Source organism: Luteimonas sp. A277 (assembly GCF_054052045.1).
Map to the genome: position 1 here is coordinate 41982 of NZ_JBSVRG010000007.1, position 21980 is coordinate 63961.

17 protein-coding genes are annotated in these 21980 nt (G+C 66.9%); 14 read left to right on the forward strand and 3 right to left on the reverse strand.

All coding sequences use genetic code 11. The annotated features are described in order from the left end of the window. Positions 1-22 precede the first annotated feature (22 nt). The gene (gene ggt, locus ACW7G2_RS08205) at positions 23-1783 is read left to right on the forward strand and encodes a gamma-glutamyltransferase (RefSeq protein WP_456974596.1); all 1761 of its coding nucleotides are present in this window, start codon (positions 23-25) and stop codon (positions 1781-1783) included. Further along, positions 1780-2667 carry an MBL fold metallo-hydrolase gene (locus ACW7G2_RS08210; RefSeq protein WP_456974598.1) on the forward strand — a complete coding sequence of 296 codons (888 nt, stop codon included), beginning with the start codon at positions 1780-1782 and terminating at the stop codon, positions 2665-2667. The genes ggt and ACW7G2_RS08210 overlap by 4 nt, the downstream gene beginning before the upstream one ends. Before the next feature lie 137 nt (positions 2668-2804). Here ACW7G2_RS08210 and upp read toward each other — a convergent pair whose 3' ends face one another. Continuing rightward, a complete protein-coding gene (gene upp / locus ACW7G2_RS08215) occupies positions 2805-3437 on the reverse strand; it encodes a uracil phosphoribosyltransferase (RefSeq protein ID WP_456974600.1) in 633 nt (210 codons plus the stop codon). Positions 3438-3874: 437 nt separating this feature from the next. Here upp and ACW7G2_RS08220 point away from each other — a divergent pair, with 437 nt between their 5' ends. Beyond that, on the forward strand, positions 3875-4801 hold the full coding sequence (locus tag ACW7G2_RS08220) for an IS110 family RNA-guided transposase (protein WP_456974602.1): 927 nt from the start codon (positions 3875-3877) through the stop codon (positions 4799-4801). Positions 4802-5093: 292 nt separating this feature from the next. Here ACW7G2_RS08220 and ACW7G2_RS08225 read toward each other — a convergent pair whose 3' ends face one another. Further along, a complete protein-coding gene (locus ACW7G2_RS08225) occupies positions 5094-7946 on the reverse strand; it encodes a TonB-dependent receptor (RefSeq protein ID WP_456974604.1) in 2853 nt (950 codons plus the stop codon). A 191-nt stretch (positions 7947-8137) separates the two neighbouring features. Here ACW7G2_RS08225 and ACW7G2_RS08230 point away from each other — a divergent pair, with 191 nt between their 5' ends. Genes ACW7G2_RS08230 through ACW7G2_RS08240 form a run of 3 tightly spaced genes read left to right on the forward strand, consistent with a single transcriptional unit; the run spans position 8138 to position 11315 of the window. After that, positions 8138-9310: a phytase gene (locus ACW7G2_RS08230; protein WP_456974606.1), complete on the forward strand. Its 1173-nt coding sequence runs from the start codon at positions 8138-8140 to the stop codon at positions 9308-9310. Next, positions 9307-10725, forward strand: a complete 1419-nt coding sequence (locus tag ACW7G2_RS08235; protein WP_456974608.1) for a metallophosphoesterase — start codon at positions 9307-9309, stop codon at positions 10723-10725. Before ACW7G2_RS08230 ends, ACW7G2_RS08235 begins: the two co-directional genes overlap by 4 nt. Next, positions 10722-11315, forward strand: a complete 594-nt coding sequence (locus ACW7G2_RS08240) for an inorganic diphosphatase (protein ID WP_456974610.1) — start codon at positions 10722-10724, stop codon at positions 11313-11315. The genes ACW7G2_RS08235 and ACW7G2_RS08240 overlap by 4 nt, the downstream gene beginning before the upstream one ends. 73 nt (positions 11316-11388) lie before the next feature. Here ACW7G2_RS08240 and ACW7G2_RS08245 read toward each other — a convergent pair whose 3' ends face one another. After that, positions 11389-12870, reverse strand: coding sequence for an aminotransferase class III-fold pyridoxal phosphate-dependent enzyme (locus tag ACW7G2_RS08245; RefSeq protein ID WP_456974612.1), 1482 nt, complete (start codon positions 12868-12870; stop codon positions 11389-11391). A 186-nt stretch (positions 12871-13056) separates the two neighbouring features. Here ACW7G2_RS08245 and ACW7G2_RS08250 point away from each other — a divergent pair, with 186 nt between their 5' ends. The 8 genes from ACW7G2_RS08250 to secD all read left to right on the forward strand — a co-directional run bounded on the left by ACW7G2_RS08250 (position 13057) and on the right by secD (position 21969). Then, entirely contained in the window at positions 13057-13488 is a 432-nt protein-coding gene (locus tag ACW7G2_RS08250; RefSeq protein WP_456974614.1) for an Lrp/AsnC family transcriptional regulator, read from the forward strand. After that, the gene (gene queA / locus ACW7G2_RS08255) at positions 13488-14537 is read left to right on the forward strand and encodes a tRNA preQ1(34) S-adenosylmethionine ribosyltransferase-isomerase QueA (RefSeq protein WP_456974616.1); all 1050 of its coding nucleotides are present in this window, start codon (positions 13488-13490) and stop codon (positions 14535-14537) included. Before ACW7G2_RS08250 ends, queA begins: the two co-directional genes overlap by 1 nt. A gap of 79 nt (positions 14538-14616) precedes the next feature. Further along, on the forward strand, positions 14617-15720 hold the full coding sequence (locus tag ACW7G2_RS08260; protein ID WP_456974618.1) for a Fe(3+) ABC transporter substrate-binding protein: 1104 nt from the start codon (positions 14617-14619) through the stop codon (positions 15718-15720). A 7-nt stretch (positions 15721-15727) separates the two neighbouring features. After that, on the forward strand, positions 15728-17440 hold the full coding sequence (locus ACW7G2_RS08265; RefSeq protein WP_456974620.1) for an ABC transporter permease: 1713 nt from the start codon (positions 15728-15730) through the stop codon (positions 17438-17440). Further along, positions 17437-18474 carry an ABC transporter ATP-binding protein gene (locus tag ACW7G2_RS08270; protein WP_456974622.1) on the forward strand — a complete coding sequence of 346 codons (1038 nt, stop codon included), beginning with the start codon at positions 17437-17439 and terminating at the stop codon, positions 18472-18474. Before ACW7G2_RS08265 ends, ACW7G2_RS08270 begins: the two co-directional genes overlap by 4 nt. After that, positions 18471-19601, forward strand: coding sequence for a tRNA guanosine(34) transglycosylase Tgt (gene tgt, locus ACW7G2_RS08275; protein ID WP_456974624.1), 1131 nt, complete (start codon positions 18471-18473; stop codon positions 19599-19601). The genes ACW7G2_RS08270 and tgt overlap by 4 nt, the downstream gene beginning before the upstream one ends. Before the next feature lie 104 nt (positions 19602-19705). Beyond that, complete coding sequence (gene yajC, locus ACW7G2_RS08280; protein WP_456974626.1) at positions 19706-20041, forward strand: preprotein translocase subunit YajC; 336 nt, start codon at positions 19706-19708, stop codon at positions 20039-20041. Between the two features lie 62 nt (positions 20042-20103). Continuing rightward, positions 20104-21969, forward strand: coding sequence for a protein translocase subunit SecD (gene secD, locus ACW7G2_RS08285; RefSeq protein WP_456974628.1), 1866 nt, complete (start codon positions 20104-20106; stop codon positions 21967-21969). The last annotated feature ends 11 nt before the right edge of the window (positions 21970-21980 follow it).

A 21980-nucleotide genomic window follows, 5' to 3' on the forward strand; every position in this document is an offset into this window, starting at 1 on the left:
TTTCCTGAGTCGTGGAGCAATTATGAAGTTCTGGTCTGGTGTGATCATCGCGGTGGCCCTGGTCGCCACCCCTGCTTGTGGCCGCGATGCGGTTGCCCAGCCTGAGCAGAACGCTGCCAGCACCGCCACGCCGCCGGGTGTTGCTATTGCCTCGGCGCACTCGTTGGCGACTGAGGCCGGACTGGAAATGATCCGCGAGGGTGGCAACGCATTCGATGCCGCAATCGCGGTGTCCGCCGCGCTGTCGGTGGTGGAGCCGATTAGCTCCGGCATCGGCGGTGGAGGTTTCTTCCTGCTGCACAACGCGGATGATGGGCGCGATGTGTTCCTGGACGCGCGCGAGACGTCACCTGCCGCCGTTACATCCGATGACTACCTGACCGAAGACGGCCAGTTCAACCGTGACCGGGCCACCAACGGTCCGTGGGCTGCCGGCATCCCTGGCCTGCCGGCGGCGTTCGTGCACCTGGCGGACGAGTACGGCGAGCTGTCACTGGCCCAGTCGCTGGCGCCGGCGATCCGCCTGGCCGACGAGGGCTTCCCCGTCTACGGCCGCATGGTGCGCGGCTATGAGAACCGGGCCGAGGTGATGGAACGCTACCCGGGCACGCGCGATACCTTCCTGATCGAGGGCCGGGCGATGCGCGAGGGCGACACCTTCCGCCAGCCGGACCTGGCCCGTACCCTTGAGCGCCTGGCTGCCGACGGCTTCGACGGTTTCTATCGCGGCCGCACTGCGGAGCTGCTGCTGGAAGGCGTGCAGGCCGAGGGTGGCGTGTGGACCGCGGAAGACCTGGCGTCCTACAAGGTGGTGGAGCGCGAGCCGCTGCGCCTGAAGTACCACGAGTGGGACATCGTGACGGCGCCGCCGCCGTCTTCGGGCGGGGTGGCGCTGGCCCAGATGCTGCAGATCCTGGCGGGCTGGGAGCTGGAGGAACTTGACCCGGCCCTGCGCGCGCACCTGACCGTTGAATCCATGCGCCGTGCGTTCCGTGACCGCACCTTCTATCTGGGTGACCCGGACTTCGTGGACATCCCCATGGACACCTTGACCAGCCGCGACTATGCGGCCGGACTGCGCGCCACCATCCATCCCGGGCGGGCCACGCCGAGCGACATGCTCTCCGGCGAGCCGACGCCGCTTGAAGGCGACGAAACCACCCACTTCTCCATCATCGATGCCGAGGGCAACCGCGTGGCCGCCACGCAGACGGTGAACCTGCTGTACGGCTCGGGCCTGGTGCCGCCGGGCACCGGCGTGCTGCTGAACAACGAGATGGATGATTTCGCCCTGCAGCCGGGCGAGGCGAACGCGTTTGGCGTGATGGGCTTTGATGCCAACGCCCCGGAGCCGGGCAAGCGCATGCTCAGCTCCATGACCCCGACCTTCATGCTGTCCGACGACCGCATCGCGGTGCTGGGCACGCCCGGTGGCACTCGCATCATCACCATGGTGATGCTCGGGATCCTCGGCTACGACGCCGGCCTGGATGCCCAGGCAGTGGCCGCCCTGCCGCGCTTCCACCACCAGTGGCTGCCCGACCGCATCTCCGCCGAGCGCGGTGCGTTCAGCCCCGAAGTCATCGCCCGCCTGCGGGAGATGGGCCACGTGGTGGATGCGCCCGATGAAGAAGACGAGATGCGCCGCAGCGGTGGCCGCACCTCCAGCCACAGCTGGGGCAACCTGCAGACCGTGGCCTGGAACCTGCGCACCAATACGCTGGAAGGCGGCACCGATCCGCGCAACGAGGTCGGTTCGGCCAAGGTCGAACTGCAGCCATGAAAATCTGGTCGCTCGAGGGCAACACCCAGAAACTCGACGGCGGCGCGATGTTCGGCAATGCGCCGCGCGCCCTGTGGACGCGCTGGATGCAGCCGGATGAGCTGAACCGCATCCCGCTCGCCTGCCGGGCCCTGCTGGCCCAGCCGCTCAATGGCAAAACAGTGCTGTTCGAGACCGGCGTGGGCGCGTTCTTCGAACCCAAATACCGCGATCGTTACGGCGTGGTGGAAGAGCGCCACGTGCTGCTGGATTCGCTGCGCGAGGCGGGATTCTCGCATGAGGACATCGACGTGGTGGTGCTGTCGCACCTGCACTTCGACCATGTGGGCGGGCTGCTGCGCGAGTACCGCGAGGGCGAGCCGCACGAGCTGCTGTTCCCCAATGCCATCTATCTCACCAGCCGGCCGCATTGGGAGCGCGCATGCAACCCGCACGCCCGCGACCGGGCCAGTTTCATTCCCGAATTACCGGCGCTGCTTGAAGCCAGCGGCAGGCTGCAGTTCGTCGAAGGTGGGCGATCAGAGGTGTTGGGCGACGCGGTCAGCTTCACCTACAGCGATGGCCACACCCCGGGCATGATGCTGGCGGAGATCCACGGAGCGCCGGGTCCGGACGGTCGGCCGCGCGGCGGGATTGCCTTCTGCGCCGATCTGGTTCCCGGGCGGCCCTGGGTGCATCTGCCGATCACCATGGGCTACGACCGCAGCCCCGAGCTGTTGATCGACGAGAAGCGTGCCTTCCTCGAGGACAAGCTGGAGCGGAACGTGCACCTGTTCCTCACCCATGACCCCGAGATCGCCCTGGTCCAGCTCACCCGCGATGATCGTGGCCGTTACGCCCCGACCCACGAAACCGCAGCCCTGAAGGCCCGTCCCCTCCCGTAGGAGCGCGGCATGCGCGCGAAGCCGCGTGACACATGGCGGTGCCGAGGGGTGTCGGATGGTACGCCGCAACCGAAGCGGCCACGCACGGGAATGATTCACGCGGCTTCGCGCGCATGGCGCGCTCCTACAGGGGAGAGTCAGCTGCCGGGGGTGCCGAAGATCTTGTCGCCGGCGTCGCCGAGGCCGGGCAGGATGTAGCCGCGTTCGTCCAGGCGATCGTCGATGGATGCGGTGTAGATTTCCACGTCGGGGTGCCTGGCCTCAACCGCCTGCAGGCCTTCCGGCGCGGCCACCAGAAACAGGCCCTTGATGTGGGTTGCTCCGGCCGCCTTGAGCATGTCGATGGTGGCGATCAGGGTGCCGCCGGTGGCCAGCATCGGATCCAGGATCAGGGCGGTGCGGTCGGCCATGTTGTCGACCAGTTTCTCGTAATAGGTCACCGCCGCCAGCGTGTCTTCGTCGCGGGCCAGGCCCACCACGCTGACCTTGGCCGCGGGAATCATCTCCAGCACCCCGGGCAGCATGCCGATTCCCGCTCGCAGGATCGGCACCAGGGTCACCTTGCGCCCCTTGATCCTGCGCACCCGCACCGGGCCGGCCCAGCCGTCGACTTCGGCCTCTTCGGTTTCCAGATCCGCCGTGGCCTCGTAGGTCAACAGGGCTGCCACCTCGGCCGACAGCTCGCGGAACGTCTTGGTGCTGTTGTCCGCCCGGCGCATGAGGCCGAGCTTGTGCTGCACCAGGGGGTGGCGGACTTCGATGATCTTCATGGATTCGCGGGGTTCGATTCGGGTTGGGAAAGGATACCGTCCCGAGCAGTTGTCACGAGGCTTCGAGCATGTTGACGACGCGGGCGCGCTGGGTGGGGGTGCCCTTTGGTCTCCATGTCCCCCGGCGTCGGCCTGCGGCCGCCACCTCCTCCCTTACTTACGACCAAAGGGCACCCCCACCCAGCGCCCCGGGATTCACGCGGCTTCGCGCGCATGGCGCGCTTGTGTCTGCCTGAGCCGGTAGCGTTGGGGTGGAGAGCGATGTGCGGCACGCCGAAGGCGCGCAGTGTCTTGAGCACGTGTAGGAGCCCAGGCGGCCGCACATCGACCTCGTTCCATAGCCCGAACAGTTGAACGAGCCGGAGCTCGAACTTCACAAGCGTGGGCAGGAGCGAGGCGGCTCTCTCCTGGCCCACAGTCTACGAAGTCGAGGTCACATGTCTATCTGGATCGGTATTGATGTCGCCAAGGCTACCTTGGCCGTTCACGTGCTTCCCGAAGGCCGCTTCCTGAGCCTTCCCAACAGTCCGGAGGGGCACGGCCAGCTCCTGGCCCACATCGCCGGACAGTCAGTGGGCAATGTCCTGCTGGAAGCCACCGGTGGCTACGAACGGTCCGTCATGCGGGCTTTGGCCGACGCTGGCTTGCCCGTCACCCGGATCAACCCCCGCCGTGCCCGGGCCTTCGCACAGGCGCTGGGCAAGACCGCCAAGACCGACCCGATCGATGCGGCCATGCTGGCCCGCATGGGTGAGCTGGTCGTGGCCGAGCGCATGCACCCCAGCGCACAGCAGGAAGAGTTGCGCGCCCTGGTCCAGCGGCGCGAGCAGTTGGTCCAGCAGCGTGACGACGATCGACGCCGGCTCAAGCAGGCCACCCATGAAAGGGTCCGCGCCAGCCTGGCCGTGCACATCAGCTGGCTGCGCGAGCAGATCCGCGCCATCGGCAAGGACATCGTCCAGCTCCAGCAGCAGGTCGATGACGACCTGGCTCGGCGGCTGATGGCCGTCCCCGGCATCGGCCCGGTCACTGCCGCTTCCCTGCAAGCCTACCTGCCCGAGCTGGGGCACCTGGACCGGCGCGAGATCGCGGCGCTGGCCGGCCTGGCACCCTACAACGCCGACAGCGGCCAGAAGGAAGGCAGGCGGCGCATCCGCGGTGGCAGGGGCGCCATCCGCAGGGTGCTCTACATGGCCTGCTGGTCCGTCATCCGCATGCAGCCCGACTTCAACGCCCGATACTGCCGACTGCGCGAGCAAGGCAAGTGCGCCAAGCTGGCGATTACCGCCTGCATGCGGGTGCTGCTGATCAGGCTCAACGCCATGGCACGCGACAAGACTGAATGGATATCAGCTGCCGGCTAAGCAGACAGTTGCTCCTACACAAAGCCCCGGTTCCGGGACGCAAGCCTCGACTGGCACGAACCTCCCGATGCCGAGCCCCGTCGTGGCTGGGAGGCCTTTGCGCGCAAGTAAAGGAGGAGGCCTTCGCCGCAGGCGCAGGCCGGGGGACATGGAGCGCAAAGGCCTCCCGGCCGCGACGGGGCCCGTCACGTCGCGGCAAGATAAAGCGAAGAGGCAATCTCGAACCTGGAGTAGAACAAAAAAAGGGGCCGGATCAGCCGGCCCCGTTTCAAGGGTTGATACAGCGCGGATCTTAGTAGTCGTAGCGCACGCCCACCAGCCACGAACGACCGAACCCCTCCATCTCCAGCACGCGGTTGCGCTGGCCCTGGTAGCGCACCTGACGGGTGTCGTTGATGTTGTTGACCTCGCCGAACAGGCTGACGCCGCTGTCGAAGCGATAGCTGGTGGTGAAATCCAGGCTCGAGCGGCCGTCCCAGAGAATGTTGAGCTCGGGGTTGGTGATGTTGAACTCCTGGATGAACTCCGAGCGGTGGTTGTAGGCCAGGCGCGCGTTGAAGCCCGACTTCTCGTAGGTCAGCGCCAGGTTGTAGTTGTGGCGCGAGGTGCCGGGAAGTTCGGTCTCGCCCAGGCCAAACGGCAGCTCGGCCTTCGACTTCGCCCAGGTGTAGTTGGCATACACGCCCAGGCCGTCGAACGGACCGGGCAGCATGTCAAACGTCTGCTGCCAGGCCAGCTCCAGGCCGTACATGCTGCCCTTGTCGCCGTTCTCCGGGCGGGTGACGTCCTGCCGGATATCGCGGATTTCGCCGTCATCCATCACCACGTCTTCCCACACCACGGTGCTGCTGGCCACGAACAGCGGATCATTGATGCGCTTGTAGAAGGCCGCGGCGGATACCAGGCCCAGCGGGCGCAGGTAGTGCTCGAAGGACACGTCGAGGTTGTGCGCGTAAGCCGCCTTCACGTTGGGGTTGCCGACCGAGAGATCGTCCCAGTCACGCTCGCCGCGGATCCGGTAGGGTGCGGTGTGCATGAAGTCCGGGCGGTTCAGGCCGGTCGAGTACGAAGCGCGCAGGATGGTGTCCGGATCGAACTCGTAGCGGAAGTGCAGACTCGGGAGGAAGTGGCCGTAGCTGCGACTGGCATGCTGCGGGGTGAACTCCTCCGTGTCCTCATTGAATTCCGTGGCACTGCCCTCCAGCTCGGTGTGCTCGTAGCGGGCACCAGCGATCATGGTCAGGTCGCCCCAGTTGGCATCCAGGCGCACGTAAGTGCCGTAGACGTCTTCGGAAGCCGTGTAGTCGGCGGTGATCGAGTCGGCAATCAGTCGGCCGTGGTTGTCGCTGCCGATCAGCGGGCCGGCATTGCTGGAGAACACATCGCGACAGAAGCGGCGGCCGGTCAGGAAGTAGTCGAAGTTGTTGGACCAGCTGTCGCACAGCAGGTCCGAATAGCCGATGCCCATCGCATCGAAATCGGCCGCCGAGCTGTTGCGATGGCGCTCTTCGTTGAACAGTTTGTCACGCTGGCGCGCGCGCAGGCCGAACTTGATGTCGCCGCTTTCGCCAATGAAATTCTGGTCGCGGCTCAGATCGACGCGGAAGCTGTTCTCCTTTTCCTCGCTGTATTCATAGCGGTCGTTGAGGCGGCGGAACTGGTACCAGTCTTCCGGCAGGTTGACGCCGGTGGTGGGGGCATCGGCCACGTCCAGGATCGTCCACTCGGGGAAGTCCGGGTTGCTGTAGTCATAGGCCATCCGCGGCCGCACCTGCGAGCGGAAGATGTACTGCATCCGCGGGCTGGTGGTTTTGTCGGCCTTGCTCTGCGCGGCCTGCCAGTCCAGCTTCCAGTCCTGGCCCAGCCAGTGTTCGCCACCAAGGTTGTAGGTGCGGATCGACTTGTCGTAGGTGCGTTCACGCAGCTCCTTGTCGAATGTGGCGCGACCGGCCACGCCGGTGACCTCGTCGGAGCCGTCCTCGTGGCGCTCGAGCTCGATCGCCATGGCGTCGCGGAACTCGCGGTCCTTGAAGGACGAGTCCGAGGCAATGAAGTACAGCAGGTTGTCAGGGTTGATTCGGAAGTCGAAGCGGCCGGTGAGGCCGGTGCGGGTACGGGTGCCTTCGTAGTCCTTGACCTCGATTTCCGCAGGCATGATCACGCCGTCGAATTCGTCGAACACGGCTTCAACGTTGTCGGTAAAGCGCTCCTGCTTGCTGCGCGAGGCGGCGATCAGGATCCCGATGTTGTCGTCTGCGCCGAAGCGGTTGCCGATGGTGGCGTTGTAACGCTCGTTGTCACCGCTGCCGAGTTCGAACGCGCCCTGTGCCGCCGAGGCGCGCAGGGTCAGGCCGTCGCGGTCGAGCGCGCTCTGCGTACGGATGTTGATGTTGCCGGCGATGGCGTCGCCGTCCATGTCCGGGGTCAGGGCCTTGGTCACTTCCAGCGCGGCGATCACGTCGGCGGGGATGGTGTCCAGTTCGACGCCGCGGCTTCCCGCATCCGGGTTGGCAAGCTGCACGCCGTCGATGGAGACGGTGGTGAACTCCTTGGGCGCGCCGCGCATGGTCACGTAGCGGCCTTCGCCCTGGTCGCGCTCGATCGACACGCCGGGAATGCGCTGAGTGGATTCGGCGATGTTGTTGTCCGGGAACTGGCCCAGCAGGTCGGCCGATACCACGTTGATGTAGTTGGTGGAGGCACGCTGCTGGTTGAGGGCCTGCGCGTTGGCGTCGCGGGTGGCGCGCACTTCCACGGTGCCCAGCGTGGCGGCATCGGCGGCGCCGACAGTGCTGTACAGGCTGACCTCTACCCGTGCGCCCTCGTGTGCGGGCACCTCCACCTGGGTGTCCACGCTGTGATAGCCGAGATAATCGATGGTGACGGTGTGGACACCGGGCGAGACGCCTGCAATGCGGAACTCGCCGTTGCGGCGGGTGATCGCCACCTGTTCACCGTCGAGCGACACCATGGCGCCGTCGAGGGATGCGCCAACCGAGGCTTCGCGCACCCGGCCTACGATGGTGCCTGCGGAGACGGCTTCACCGACGAGGGCAGCCGCCTGGGGCTCGGCATGGGCGGGAGCGGCGGCGAAAGTGAGTGCGGAGGCGATGGCGGCAGCGATCAGTGAGCGTTGGATGGTCATTGATTACTCTGGTAACGGACAGGTGGAAGCGCGGTCGGGGGCGATCGCGGATGCCGCATATGGTCACGGGGGGTGGTTGCCGCCTTATGACTGAATTGCTGCAGTTCGCTTACAGCGACGCCTGCCTGTCATCGAATGGACACATGCGCTGGCGACAATCGCCGGCTTTCCAATGCCTTTGTGACCAGCCCATGACGATCTGCCGTTCCTCCCGACCTTCCTCCTCCTTCTCCGCCTGCGGCAGCCGCTCCACGGTGCGGGGCTGGCGCCTGGCCGGCGTCAGCCTGCTGGCGCTTGCGTTGGCCGCCTGCGCCCAGCAGGAGCTGGCGGCGCCCGCCGCCGCTGATGACGCGGCCGACGAAGCCGCCCTCGGCCCCGTGCTGGTGAACGAGACCTTCGCCACGCCGATGACGCCGGAAGACAACATCGATTCAGTGGCCAGCTGGAGCAGTCCGGACGGCGAGGTGCTGGTGCTGACCACCGCCAAGTCCACCGACCGACTGGTGGTCTACGACGGCTTCACCGGTGAGTTCGTGCGGCACGTGGGTGGGCCGGGTGCCGGCCGTGGCGAGTTCGATCGCCCCAACGGCATCGCGGTGGCCGATGACCTGGCCTTCGTGGTCGAACGCGATAACCGCCGTGTGCAGGTGCTGCAGCTGCCGGGCATGGAAACGGTGGCCATGTTCGGCAGCGACGTGCTCGAACTGCCCTATGGTCTGTGGATACACGCCGTGGGCGATGGCTACGAGCTCTATGTCACCGACGCCTATATGGCCGGTGAGGACGCGGAAGGCGAAGACATCCTGCCGCCGCTCGCGGAGCTGGACCGCCGGGTGCATCGCTTTGTCTTCAATCCGGAGGAAGGGGACGCCGGTGCGAAGCATCTCGGCGCGTTTGGCGACACCTCTCCCGAAGGCGCGCTGCGGGTGGTGGAGTCACTGTGGGGTGACCCCGCCAACAACCGCCTGCTGGTGGCCGAGGAAGACGAGACCTATTCAAACGAGTTCAAGGTGTACGACCTGGAAGGCAACTTCACCGGCGAGCTTGTAGGCGACAGCGTGCTGGAAGCCCAGGCCGAGGGCATCATGCTCAAGGCCTGCGGCAATGGCGACGGCTGGTGGATCACCACCGCCCAGGGCCGCGACCGGACCACCTTCCATCTGTTCGACCGTGAAAGCCTGGAACACGTTGGCGCCGTGACCGGCACCACCGTTGCCAACACCGACGGCATCTGGCTGCATGACCAGCCCACGCCGCGCTTCCCGGCCGGTGTGCTGTATGCAGTGCACGACGACCAGGGCATGGTGGCCATCGACTGGCGCGAGATTGCGGTGGGCCTGGGACTGCAGGAGTGTCCGCGATGAAACCCGTTGCCATGCGCCCCCTGAATCGCGGCCTGGCCGTACTGCTGCTGGCGGCACTGCTCGGCGCTCCGGGCCTAGCGCTTGCCGATACTGGTGCGTCGCAGCCGCGGCAGCTGGAACCCAATGTCCTCGTGCCTCCGGGCGACCTGCACTATGCGCCGGCTGCGCATCCGGACAGGATCATTGCTTCTCCCGCCGCCGATCCGGCGCGCGGCTTCCAGGTGGCGTGGCGCACCTCGCTGGCGATTGAGAGCCCGGTGCTGGAGGTTGCGCTGGCCGGCGATTCACCGGACCTGGGCGAGCCGCGCAGACTGGTGGCCCGCAGCAGCAGGCTGGAGTCGGAGACCGGGGCAGGGCACCAGCATCGGGTCGAGGTTGACGGGCTCGAGCCGGACACTCTGTACGCGTTCCGGGTGCAAGGGGCGAACGGCTGGTGGAGCCCCTGGCGGCAGCTGCGTACCGCCGGTCAATCAGGCCAGCCGTTGGAGTTTCTGTACTTTGCCGACACCCAGAACAAGAACGCCAGCCATTCCACCCGTGCGGTGCTGGAAGCATTGCGCCATGCGCCGCGGGCGCGCCTGGCGCTGTTCACCGGTGACCAGGTCAGCGGTGGCGACGGCGAGGACGACAGCGAGTGGGGTGAGTGGTTTGATGCAGTCGCGCCGGTGACGGCGACCATGCTGGTCGCACCGGTGACCGGTAACCACGAATACGCCAAGGAATTCGAGGACACGCCGCAGGAGCGGCGCGTGCTCGGTGCCCATTGGCCACACGCGCATGCGCTGCCGGACAACGGCGCGCCGGGTGCGGAAGCAAGCACCTACTGGTTCGACATGCACGATGCGCGCTTCGTGGTGCTGGACGGCACCTCCGCGCTGGACCTGGGCACCGCCCGGACACAGGCGCGATGGTTGGACGACGTGCTGTCGGCGAATCCGCCGGAGTGGCTCATCGTGGCCATCCACCAGCCGATGTTCTCGCCCCGCCAGGATCGCGACAACGCGCTGCTGCGCGAACACGTGCTGCCGGTGCTCGAGCGGCACCGGGTGGATCTGGTGCTGCAGGGCCATGACCACGTCTACGGCCGTCGCGGCGGCCTGGTGGAAGGGCAGGGCACGCCGCAGTACCTGGTCAGCGTGGTGGGCGCCAAGCAGTACCGGCTGTCGCCGGAGGCCCGCGACACCATGGCGCCAGTGGCTGAGGACACCCAGCTGTTCCAGGTGATCCAGATCGAAGGCGGCGAGCTGCATTACCAGTCGCGCACCGTGACCGGTCGCCTGTACGACGCGTTCTCGCTGGAGGGGGATCGTGCTTCGGGCCGTCAGCTGGTGGAGCGTATGGAAGGCAGGATCGACCAGCGTGACTGCCCACGGCCCGCGACCCTCAAGGGCCGCACCGACCGCTGCTGGGAATGAGCATCACACGCGTGGCGCGCTCCTGCATGGGGGGAGCCTTTGTGCTGCTGATGGTTGCAGGTATTGCCACTGCGGGCGCGCCTTTGCAGCCCGCGATGGCGCCGGACGAGGCCCTGCTGATGGTGGAGATCCCCGCCGGCAGCTTCACCAAGTACGAGATCGACGTGGACGGCCACGTGCATGTGGACCGCTTCCTGTCGATGCCGGTGGTGTACCCGGCGAACTACGGCTCGATGCCCGGCACGCTCGCTGGCGACGCCGATCCCCTCGACGGGCTGGTGCTGACCCGGGCGCCGCTGCATCCGGGCGTGCTGATCAGGTTCCGTCCGATCGGGGTGCTGCGCATGCTGGACGGCGGAGAGGAAGACACCAAGCTCATCGGTGTGCCCGCCGACGATGTGGATCCGCACTATGCGGGCGTGCGGGAACTTGCCGACCTGCCGGCAATGGAGCTCGAGAGGATCGAAGCGTTCTTCCGTGTGTACAAGGACCTGCCAGGCGGCGAAGAGGCAAGCCCGGTGCGCCTGCACGGCTTCGGCGATGCCGCAGAAGCCCGCGCCCTGGTCAGCGATTCGCTGATCGGCCCATGATCCCGGCAGGAGCGCGCATGGCGCACTCCTGCACAGGCAAGCAAAGGCCCGGGCGGGTGCCCGGGCCGTGTAGTCAGGCCTTGCGCGGGCCTTCCTTCAGCACCCGGCGAACCATGTCGACCAGCAGGTCGAGCTCGTCCTCGCCCATTTCAAAGCGCGGGGTGAAGCGCAGCGAATTTTCGCCGCCGTGGATCACGCCCAGGCCGTTCTCACGCAGCCACTCCTCGCTCGAGCCGGCGCCATAGCCCTTGAACTCCGGCGACAGCTCGCACGAGAACAGCAGGCCGGTGCCCTGCACCTTGGTAATCAGCCCGCCCAGCTCGGCCTTCAGCGCTTCCAGCTTCTCCACCGCCTGGCGGCCGCGCTGCTGGATATTGGCCCGCACCTGCGGGGTCACCATGCCCAGTACCGCCGAGCCGACATCGGCGGCGCGCGGGTTGGCGGTCATGGTGTTGCCATAGGTGCCGCGCTTGTAGATGCCGGCGGCGCGCTCGTTGCACGCCAGCACCGACAGCGGGAACTGGCCGGCGTTGAGCGCCTTGGAATAGGCTTCCATGTCGGGGGCTTCCTGGCCCTCGAAGCCGGGGTAGTCGACGATGGACAGGGTACCGGTGGCGCGCAGGCCGGCCTGGATCGAGTCGATCAGCAGCAGCGAGCCGTGGGCCTTGGTGAGCTCACGCGCAGCGGCGTAGAACTCCGGCGGCACGCTGCGGCCGGGGTCGCCTTCGCCCATCACCGGCTCCAGGAACATGGCTTCGATGAACCAGCCGTTGGCGTCGGCATCGGCGAAGGCCTGCTTCAGCGCGTCCAGGTCGTACGGCTCGATCACCAGCACGCTGTCTTCGCTGCGGTAGCTGGCCAGCGCGCCTTCGTACGCCTTGCGGGTGGAGTCCGAATACAGGGCCGGGGCTTCGGTGCGGCCGTGGAAGGCCCCCTTGACCACCAGGCGCTTGACCGTGCGGCCGGCGTGGCGGCCGTCCGGGTCGGTCATGGTCTTGGCGTTGGTATCGGCGATGCGCGCAGCCAGCGACACCGACTCGGAGCCGGAGTTGAGGCACATGAAGGCCGTGAACGGGCAGCCGCCGCGGGTGTGGCCGATCTCGGCGCGAAGCACCTGGGCCAGGCGCATCTGCGACACGCTCGAGGTCATGATGTTGGCCAGCGCCTGCGGCTTGACCATGGCGTCGATCACCGGCTTGGGGGCATGGCCGAAACCGAGCATGCCGTAGCCACCGGTGTCATAAAGCACGGCGCCCTTGAGTGTGACGATCCAGGGGCCGCGGGCGGTCAGGGCCACGTAGGGGTTCACGCCGTCCTGCGGATAGAAGTTGACGAAGTCGGCCTGGGTCTTCTGGATCTGCTGGTCTTCATCCAGATCCAGGAGTTCCGGATGCTCTGCGCGGATCAGCGCATATTCTTCCGCGGCCGCCTCGATCGCTTCCACCAGCTCGGGGTGGCCAGCGGCGAAGCGCTCGATGATGGCGTCGTCCAGGCCGTTGGTGCGGCGTGCGCCGGAGTGGGCGCGGAGCGCGGAAAGCTTGTCGATCACGGACATGGGCGTGTTCCTCAGGTTCGAAAAAGTGTCGGGGCGCCCCAGATGGGGCGCGGCGTGTGCAGGGGGCAGATGCCCACGCAGACACGCATGCTATCCATTGTCGGAAATTAAATCGTCGCTTGAAAGGTATGGATTGCACGGATTGGTGCATAATTTCGTCATAACGACGAATCCAATGGGGCCAGCATGAAGCTCACGCCTGCCGACGAACAGCTGCTTTCGGTGCTGCGGGAAAACGCACGCCTGTCGACCGCCGAGATCGCGCGGCGGCTGAAGCTGTCGCGCACCACGGTGCACAGCCGGGTCGAGCGGCTGGAGCGGCGCGGGGTGATCGAGGGCTATACGGTGCGGGTCTCCGACGACTACGAGCGGGCCCAGATCAGGGCGCACATCCTGATCGCGGTGCTGCCGCGGCAGATGGCTTCGGTGGTCCAGGCCCTGCATGACATCCCGGAAGTGCGGGAGCTGCACTCGGTGAGTGGGGCCTCCGATCTGGTGGCACTGGGGGCCGCCCCCACGGTGGGCGACATGGACGTTCTGACCGATCGCATCGGCGCCATCGATGGCGTTGAACGCACCACATCCTCCATCATTCTTTCCACCAAGTTTTCGCGCTGATGAAAAAGTCCGACTTCAACTATCGCCTGCCGTCCGAACTGATCGCCCAGGCGCCGCTGCCGGAACGCTCCGCCAGCCGGCTGCTGCTGGTGCCGCCGGACAGCGCGGGGTTCGATGATCGCAGCGTGGCTGATCTGCCCGACCTGCTGCAGGCCGGCGACCTGCTGGTGTTCAACGACACCCGGGTCATTCCCGCGCGCCTGTTCGGCAACAAGCAGAGCGGGGGCAGGGTGGAGATCCTGATCGAACGGGTGCTTTCGGATTCGCAGGCACGCGCGCAGCTGAGGGCGAGCAAACCGCCGAAACCCGGATCGCTGATCGAACTGGATGGCGGAGGCAGCGCACAGCTGCTTGAGCGCGACGGCGGGTTCTATCTGCTGCGCTTTGACGTGCCGGATGCGCTGGAATCGTGGCTGCTGCATGCGGGCCGGATGCCATTGCCACCGTATATCCAGCGGGCGCCGGGCCGGGACGATGCGGAGCGCTACCAGACCGTCTTCGCCCGCGAGGCCGGGGCGGTGGCGGCGCCCACGGCGGGCCTGCACTTCGACGAGCCGCTGCTGGAGGCGCTGCGGGCGCGCGGGGTGGAATTCGGCCACGTCACCCTGCACGTGGGCGCAGGCACATTCCTGCCGATGCGGGGGGATGACGTGCACGCGCACCGCATGCACAGCGAGTGGTTGAACGTGGGCGCGGGGCTGGTCGCGCAGATCCGCCGTACCCGCGAGGCCGGGGGGCGGGTGATCGCGGTCGGCACTACGGTGGTGCGGGCGCTGGAGAGCGCCATGCGCCTGAACGAAGCCGGCGACGGCGAGCTGCACCCGTTTTCCGGTGAGACGCAGATCTTCATCTTCCCGGGCTATCGGATCCGCAGCGTGGATGCGCTGTTGACCAACTTCCACCTGCCGGAGTCGACGCTGCTGATGCTGGTGTCCGCTTTCGCCGGCAAGGACCGGGTGCTGGGGGCTTACGCACACGCGGTAAAGCAGCGCTACCGCTTTTTTTCCTATGGCGACGCAATGCTGCTGTTCCCCGCCGTTCGGCGTTAATGATTACAATTCCCATCTTCGCTCCAGCCACCTAACAACCGGGCAAGCCAGAGCGTCGACCAATTCTGTGGAGTTGCCCATGCGTCCGATGTCCCGTTCATTCCACCTGTCCCGTCCCTCCGGCCTGCTGGCCGCCGCCTGCGCTGCGCTGCTGCTGGCCGCGTGCGGGGGGCAGCAGGATTCCCCGTCCGCAACCGCAACGGGCGGCGCGGACGCCGTCGCTTCCGGCGAGGTGAATCTGTACACCACCCGTGAGCCGGGCCTGATCCAGCCGCTGCTGGACGCGTTCACCGGTAACACCGGCATCGCGGTCAACACCGTGTTCCTCAAGGACGGTCTGATGGAGCGACTGGGCGCCGAAGGCGAGCGCTCGCCGGCCGACGTGCTGATGACGGTGGATACCGGCAACCTGCTGGACGTGGTCAACGCCGGTTACACCCAGGCAGTGGATTCGGATGTGCTTGAAGAAGCGGTCCCGGCCCACCTGCGTGGCGAAGACGGCCAGTGGTTCGCGCTGTCACTGCGTGACCGCGTGCTGTATGCCGACAAGGATCTGGAGCTTGAAGGTTTCACCTACGAGGACCTGGCCGACCCGCAGTGGAAGGGCAGGGTGTGCATCCGTTCGGGCCAGCACCCGTACAACACCAGCCTGTTCGCGGCGATGATCGCCCACGCCGGCGCCGAAGCCACGGAGCAGTGGCTGCGCGGGGTCAAGGACAACCTGGCCCGCAAGGCGGCCGGCGGCGACCGCGATGTAGCCCGCGACATCCTCGCCGGGATCTGCGATATCGGCATTGCCAACGCTTATTACGTCGGCCGGATGAAGAACAGCGAAGAGGGCAGCGAGCAGCGCCAGTGGGGCGATGCGATCCAGGTGGTGCGACCGGTGTTCGCCAGCGCCGAAGACGGCGGCACCCACGTGAACATCAGTGGCGGGGCGATCGCCGTCAACTCGCCCAACCGCGACAACGCGGTGCAGCTGCTGGAATACCTGGTGTCCGACGAGGCCCAGAGCATGTACGCCATGGCCAACTACGAGTACCCGGTGAAGGCGGGTGTGGAACTGGATCCGGTAGTGGCCAGCTTTGGCGAGATGAAGATCGATCCGCTGCCGCTGACCGAGGTGGCGCGCTATCGCAAGCAGGCGAGCGAACTGGCCGACAAGGTCGGGTTCGACAACTGATGCCTGGGTGTCGGGCCAGCGCGGCAGCGGGATGACGCTGGCATCGGCCTGGCGGGCGCAACCGACTTCGCGGTTGCGCCCCGACTTCTGGCAGCCCGCGGCCACGGTGATCGCGGCCGTCATGCTGTTGCCGCTGCTGGCGCTTGGCTGGAGCGCGCTGCAGGGCAGCGACGGGCTGTGGTCGCATATTGCGGTCCATGTGCTGCCGCGCTCCGCGCTCAATACGCTGATCCTGCTGGCCGGGGTGGGCGCGCTGGTGATCGCGATTGGCACCGGCGCGGCCTGGCTGGTCACGGCGTACGAGTTTCCCGGCCGCCGGTTCGTGTCCTGGGGCCTGTTGCTTCCGCTGGCAGTGCCCACCTATATCGTGGCGTTTTCCTACCTGGACCTGCTGCATCCGTTGGGGCCGGTGCAAGGGGTGCTGCGCAGCCTGCTGGGCTACGACAGTCCGCGTGATTTCCGCCTGCCCGATATCCGCTCGCTGACCGGCTGCATCGTGCTGCTGGGCTTCGTGCTCTATCCCTACGTGTATCTCACCACCCGGGCCATGTTCATGACCCAGGCGGCCAGCCTGCTGGAAGCGGCGCGCTCGCTGGGCGCCTCGCCGCTGCGGGTGTTCACCCGGGTGGCGCTGCCGATGGCGCGGCCGGCGATTGCGATCGGCGCGGTGCTGGCGCTGTTGGAAACCCTCAACGATATCGGCGCTTCGGAATTCCTCGGGGTGCAGACCCTGACAGTCGCGGTGTACACCACCTGGGTGACCCGCAGCGACCTGCCGGGGGCCTCGCAGATCGCCCTGGCAATGCTGGCGATCGTGGTGCTGCTGATCCTGATCGAACGCTATGGACGCCGCCGCCAGCGCTACGCCGCCACGCAACGACCGCGGCCCATGCGCCCGCTGCAGCTGCGCGGTGCGCCGGCCTTGCTGGCGCTGGGGCTGGGCGTGGTGCCGGTGTTGATCGGCTTTGCGGTGCCGGCCGCGCATCTGGCCTGGGAAACTTTTGATCGGCTGGGTAATGGCGGGGTGTCGCCGCAGCTGCTGGCCAGCGCCCGCAACACCCTGCTGATCGCGCTGGCCGCAACGGTGGTGACGGTGGTGGCCGGCCTCACGGTGGCCTGGGCGCTGCGCCTTGCCCAGGGGCGCCGGCGCAGCAGGCTGGCAGGGCTGAACCTGCGCATCGCCAGCCTCGGCTATGCCGTGCCGGGCACCGTGCTGGCCATCGGCCTGCTGGTGCCGCTGGCCTGGTTCGATGACGGTGCCAACGTGGTGATCGCCGCCTTTGGCGGTGCCCCGCGCATGGTGCTGATGGGCTCGGCGACGGCGCTGGTGATCGCGTACATGCTGCGCTTCCTGGCGATATCCGCCGGCGGCATCGAGGCCGGGCTGACCCGGGTGCCGCGTTCGCTGGACCAGGCCGCGGCCAGCCTTGGCCATTCGCCGGTGGCGATGCTGCAGCGGGTGCACCTGCCGTTGCTGCGCCCGGCAATGGCCGCGGCGGCATTGCTGGTGTTCGTCGATACCATGAAGGAACTGCCGGCCACGCTGCTGCTGCGGCCGCTGAATTTCGAAACCCTTGCGACCTGGCTGTATGCCGAAGCCTCGCGGGGGACCTATGAGGAGGGCGCGGTGGCGGCCTTGATGATCGTTTTGGTGGGGCTGCTGCCGGTGGTGCTGTTGGCGCGGACCGGCCTGGGCTATGGCCGGGAGCAGACATCGTGAGCGACCAGACACTGCTGCGGCTGGACGATGTGCAGGTGGGCTATCCGACGTCCGCCGGCATGAAAGTGGTGGTGGATGGTCTGTCGCTGGAGCTCCAGGCTGGTGAGATCGGCTGCCTGCTCGGAGCTTCGGGCTGCGGCAAGACCACCGTGCTGCGGGCCATCGCCGGCTTTGAGCCGCTGATTGCCGGAAGCCTTGAGCTGGAGGGCAAGCCGATCGCCGACGCGCACGGCGGCATGGCCCCGGAGCAGCGCAGGGTCGGGATGATGTTCCAGGACTACGCGCTGTTCCCGCATCTGGATGTGGCTGCCAACGTGGCATTCGGTCTGCAGCGCCAGCCGCGGGCGCGGCGCGCTGAGCGGGTAAGCGAGCTGCTGGAGCTGGTGGGACTGGCCGGCTCGGCAGGTGCGTATCCGCATGAGCTGTCCGGCGGACAGCAGCAGCGGGTGGCGCTGGCGCGCGCGCTGGCACCGGAGCCGGCGCTGCTTCTGCTGGACGAACCTTTTTCGAATCTGGATATCGATACCCGCCAGCGCCTGGCTGCCGAACTGCGTGTGCTGCTCAAGGCCACCGGCACGACCGTGTTGATGGTGACCCACGACCAGTCCGAGGCGTTCGCCATGGCGGACCGGATCGGGGTGATGGAGAGCGGTAGGATCCTGCAGTGGGACTCGGCAGTGACGCTTTACCGGCGTCCTGCCGACCGCTTCGTGGCAGATTTCATCGGTCGCGGCAGCCTTGTGTCCGCTGCAGCGGTGGGTCTGGCCGGTGGGGGCGAAGTGCTGCTGCGACCGGAATCGCTGAGCTGCGATTCCGCTGGCGGCATCTGTGGCCAGCTGGTCAGCGTGGGTTTCCGCGGCCCGCACCATACCGGCTGCGTACGCCTGGGTGGCGGCGAAGTGGTGGAAGTGGATCTGTGCGATGAGCACGCGGCCCAGGTGGGCGCCGAGATCAGGCTGTGCCTGGTTGGCGAGCCACTCCTGGTGCCGGCCCGCCCGGCCGCGCAAGGACAGGGAGCCGGGAAGGCGCAATGACTTCACGCATGGATTTTGAACTGCTGGCCAGCGACGGTGCGGCCCGGCGCGGGCGGCTGAGCTTTCCCCGTGGCACGGTGGAAACACCGGCGTTCATGCCGGTGGGCACTTACGGCACGGTCAAGGGAGTGCTGCCGGACCAGGTACGTGCGCTGGGCGCGCAGATGATCCTGGGCAACACCTTTCATCTGTATCTGCGGCCGGGGCTGGAGGTGATCGGCGATCACGGCGGCCTGCACGGATTCACCCGCTGGGACGGGCCGATCCTCACCGATTCGGGCGGGTTCCAGGTGTTTTCGCTGGCGCACAAGCGCCGCATCAGCGAGGAGGGCGTGACCTTCCAGGCACCGACCGATGGCAGCACGGTGTTCCTGGGCCCCGAAGAGAGCATGCGCATCCAGAAGGTGCTCGACTCGGACGTGGTGATGATCTTCGACGAATGCCCGCCGGTGCACGTGGATGGCAAGCCGGTGGAGCGCCAGGTGATCGAGCGCTCGATGGAGCTGTCTCTGCGCTGGGCCGAGCGCTCCAGGCGCGCGCACGAGGGCAACGACGCGGCGCTGTTCGGGATCGTCCAGGGCGGGGTATTCCAGGATCTGCGCTCGCGCTCGGCGGAAGGACTGAAGGCCATCGGCTTCGACGGCTACGCCATCGGCGGTCTGGCGGTGGGCGAGACCGAGGACGAGCGCAACGCCATGCTCGACCACACCTGCCCGCAGCTGCCGACTGACCGGCCGCGCTACCTGATGGGGGTCGGCAGGCCCGAGGACCTGGTGGAGGCGGTGGCCCGCGGGGTGGACATGTTCGACTGCGTGATGCCCACCCGCAACGCCCGCAACGGCCACTATTTCACTTCCACCGGCACCGTGCGGATCCGGAATGCCAAATACGAGCGCGATCTGCGACCGATCGAGGAGGGCTGTGGCTGCGCCGCGTGCGCCGGCGGCTACACCCGCGCCTATCTGCGCCACCTGGTGCGCTGCAACGAAATGCTGGGGCCGATCCTGGGCACCCTGCACAACCTCTGGTACTACCAGCAGCTCATGGCCGGCATGCGCGATGCGATCGCCGCGGGAACCTTTGCCGCCTTCCGCGAGTCCTTCTACGCGAACCGGACCATCGCTTAAGCGGGCTCTCCGGGGTGGCGGGTAGTCCGTCGCCGCGCCCCGCAAGCGCCAACCTCCGCCGCCGTGGCATAATTCCCGGCTGTTTTCCCTTCATGGACTTCCCGATGACCCTGCTCGACTTCTTCATCGCCCCCGCCCACGCCGCCGCAGCACCCGCCGGAGGCAGCATGCTGCAGGCGCTGATGTTCCCGCTGCTGCTGATCGCGATCATGTACTTCCTGCTGATCCGTCCGCAGATGAAGCGCAACAAGGAGCACCGGGCCATGCTCGAGAAGCTCTCGGTGGGTGACGAGGTCATCACCGGTGGCGGGATCGCAGGTGTGGTGCGCGCGATCGGCGACAGCTTCGTGACCGTGGAGATCTCCGAGCGCGTGGAAATCCGCGTGCAGAAGGGTTCGGTCGGCAACGTGCTGCCCAAGGGCACCCTCAAGTCCGCTTGAGCGGACCCCACTTCAAAATCATGACAGGCGCCGGCTGAAAGGCCGGCGCGCAGGGACCCGCAATGCTGGAATTTCCCCGTTGGAAATACGCCTTGATCGTGCTGGTGGCGCTGTTGGGCCTGCTGTATGCGGCGCCGAACATGTATCCGCAGGATCCGTCGGTGCAGGTGACGGCTACGCGCGGTAGCCAGATCAGCCAGGCATTGGGTGACCGCATCCGGGCCCAGCTGGACGAGGCCGGGATCGCGCTCAAGGCGATCGATGTCGATACCGAGGGCGGCAACCTGATGGTGCGCCTGCCCGATCTGGATTCGCAGACCCTGGCATCGGACCTGCTGCGCGAATCGCTGGGCGAGGGCTACACCGTTACCCTGAACCTTGCGTCCACGGTGCCTGACTGGCTCACCCGGTTCGGTGCCAACCCGATGGTGCTGGGCCTGGACCTGCAGGGTGGCGTGCACTTCGTGATGCAGGTGGATCAGCAGGCGGCGCTGGAGCGCCGGCTTGATTCCTACGCCGAGGGCATCCGCGCCAGTCTGCGTGATGCCCGCGTGCGCTACACCTCGGTGGAGCGGCGCGCCGACGGCAGCATCCAGACCGTGCTCGCCGATGAAGCCGATGTCAGCCGCGCCATGCGGCTGATGGCTGTCGATCAGCCCACGCTCAACCGCAGCGTGAGCGGCAACCGCATCACTACCCGGGTGCCGGATTCGGAACTGAACCAGATCGCCATCGACGCGATCGACCAGAACATCACCACCCTGCGCAACCGCGTGGACGAAGTGGGCGTGTCCGAACCGGTCATCCAGCGCCAGGGCGACGACCGCGTTGTGGTGCAGCTGCCGGGCGTGCAGGACACCGCCGAAGCCAAGCGCATGATCGGCGCCACGGCTACGCTGGCCTACCACGCGGTGCTGGACGGCGATGCCTTCGAGGCCGCGCGCACCGGCGTGGTGCCGCCGGACGGGCGGATCTACTACAGCCGGGATGTGGGTATCGACGGCAACCCGATTCCCTACATCCTCAGCCGCCGGGTGATCGCCACCGGCGAGGAAATGGTGAACGCGCAGTCCAGCTATGACCAGAACGGCCTGCCGGCGGTCAGCGTGACCCTGAACGCGTCGGCCGGAAAGCGCATGTTCGACTTCACCAGCATGAGCGTCGGCAAGCCGATGGCGGTGGTCTACATCGAGCGCGTGCCGCAGGTGAGGATGGTCAACGGCGAGGAAGTGCGTACCTTCCGCGACAGCGAAGAGATCATCAGCGTCGCCAACATCTCCGGCGTCTTCAGCCGTGAGTTCCAGACCACCGGCCTGGAAAAGCAGGAGGCCGATGACCTGGCCCGCATGCTGCGTTCGGGCTCGCTGGCCGCGCCGATGGACTTCATCGAGGAGCGCATCGTCGGCCCCAGCCTGGGCGCCGAGAACGTTTCCCGGGGCATCACCGCGGTGGGCTATGCGTTCCTGTTCACCCTGTTCTTCTTCATGCTGTATTACCGGATGTTCGGACTCATCACCAGCGTCGCGCTGCTGATGAACCTGGTTCTGGTAATCGCAGTGATGTCGATCTTCACCGCCACCATGACCCTGCCAGGATTCGCCGGACTCGCGCTGTCGATCGGCCTGTCCGTGGACGCCAACGTGCTCATCAACGAGCGCATACGCGAGGAGTTGCGTAACGGCATGCCGCCCAAATCGGCAATCGCCACCGGCTACGACAAGGCATCGAGCTCGATCCTGGACGCCAACCTCACCGGCATCCTGGCCGGTGTGGCCCTGTACGCCTTCGGCACCGGCCCGCTGCGCGGATTTGCCATCACCCTGGTGGTCGGTATCAGTGCTTCGATGTTCACCGCCCTGGTGGTGACGCGCGGGATCGCAACGCTGATCTATGCGCGTCGCAAGAAGCTCAAGACGCTGGCCATCTGACGGGAGAACCG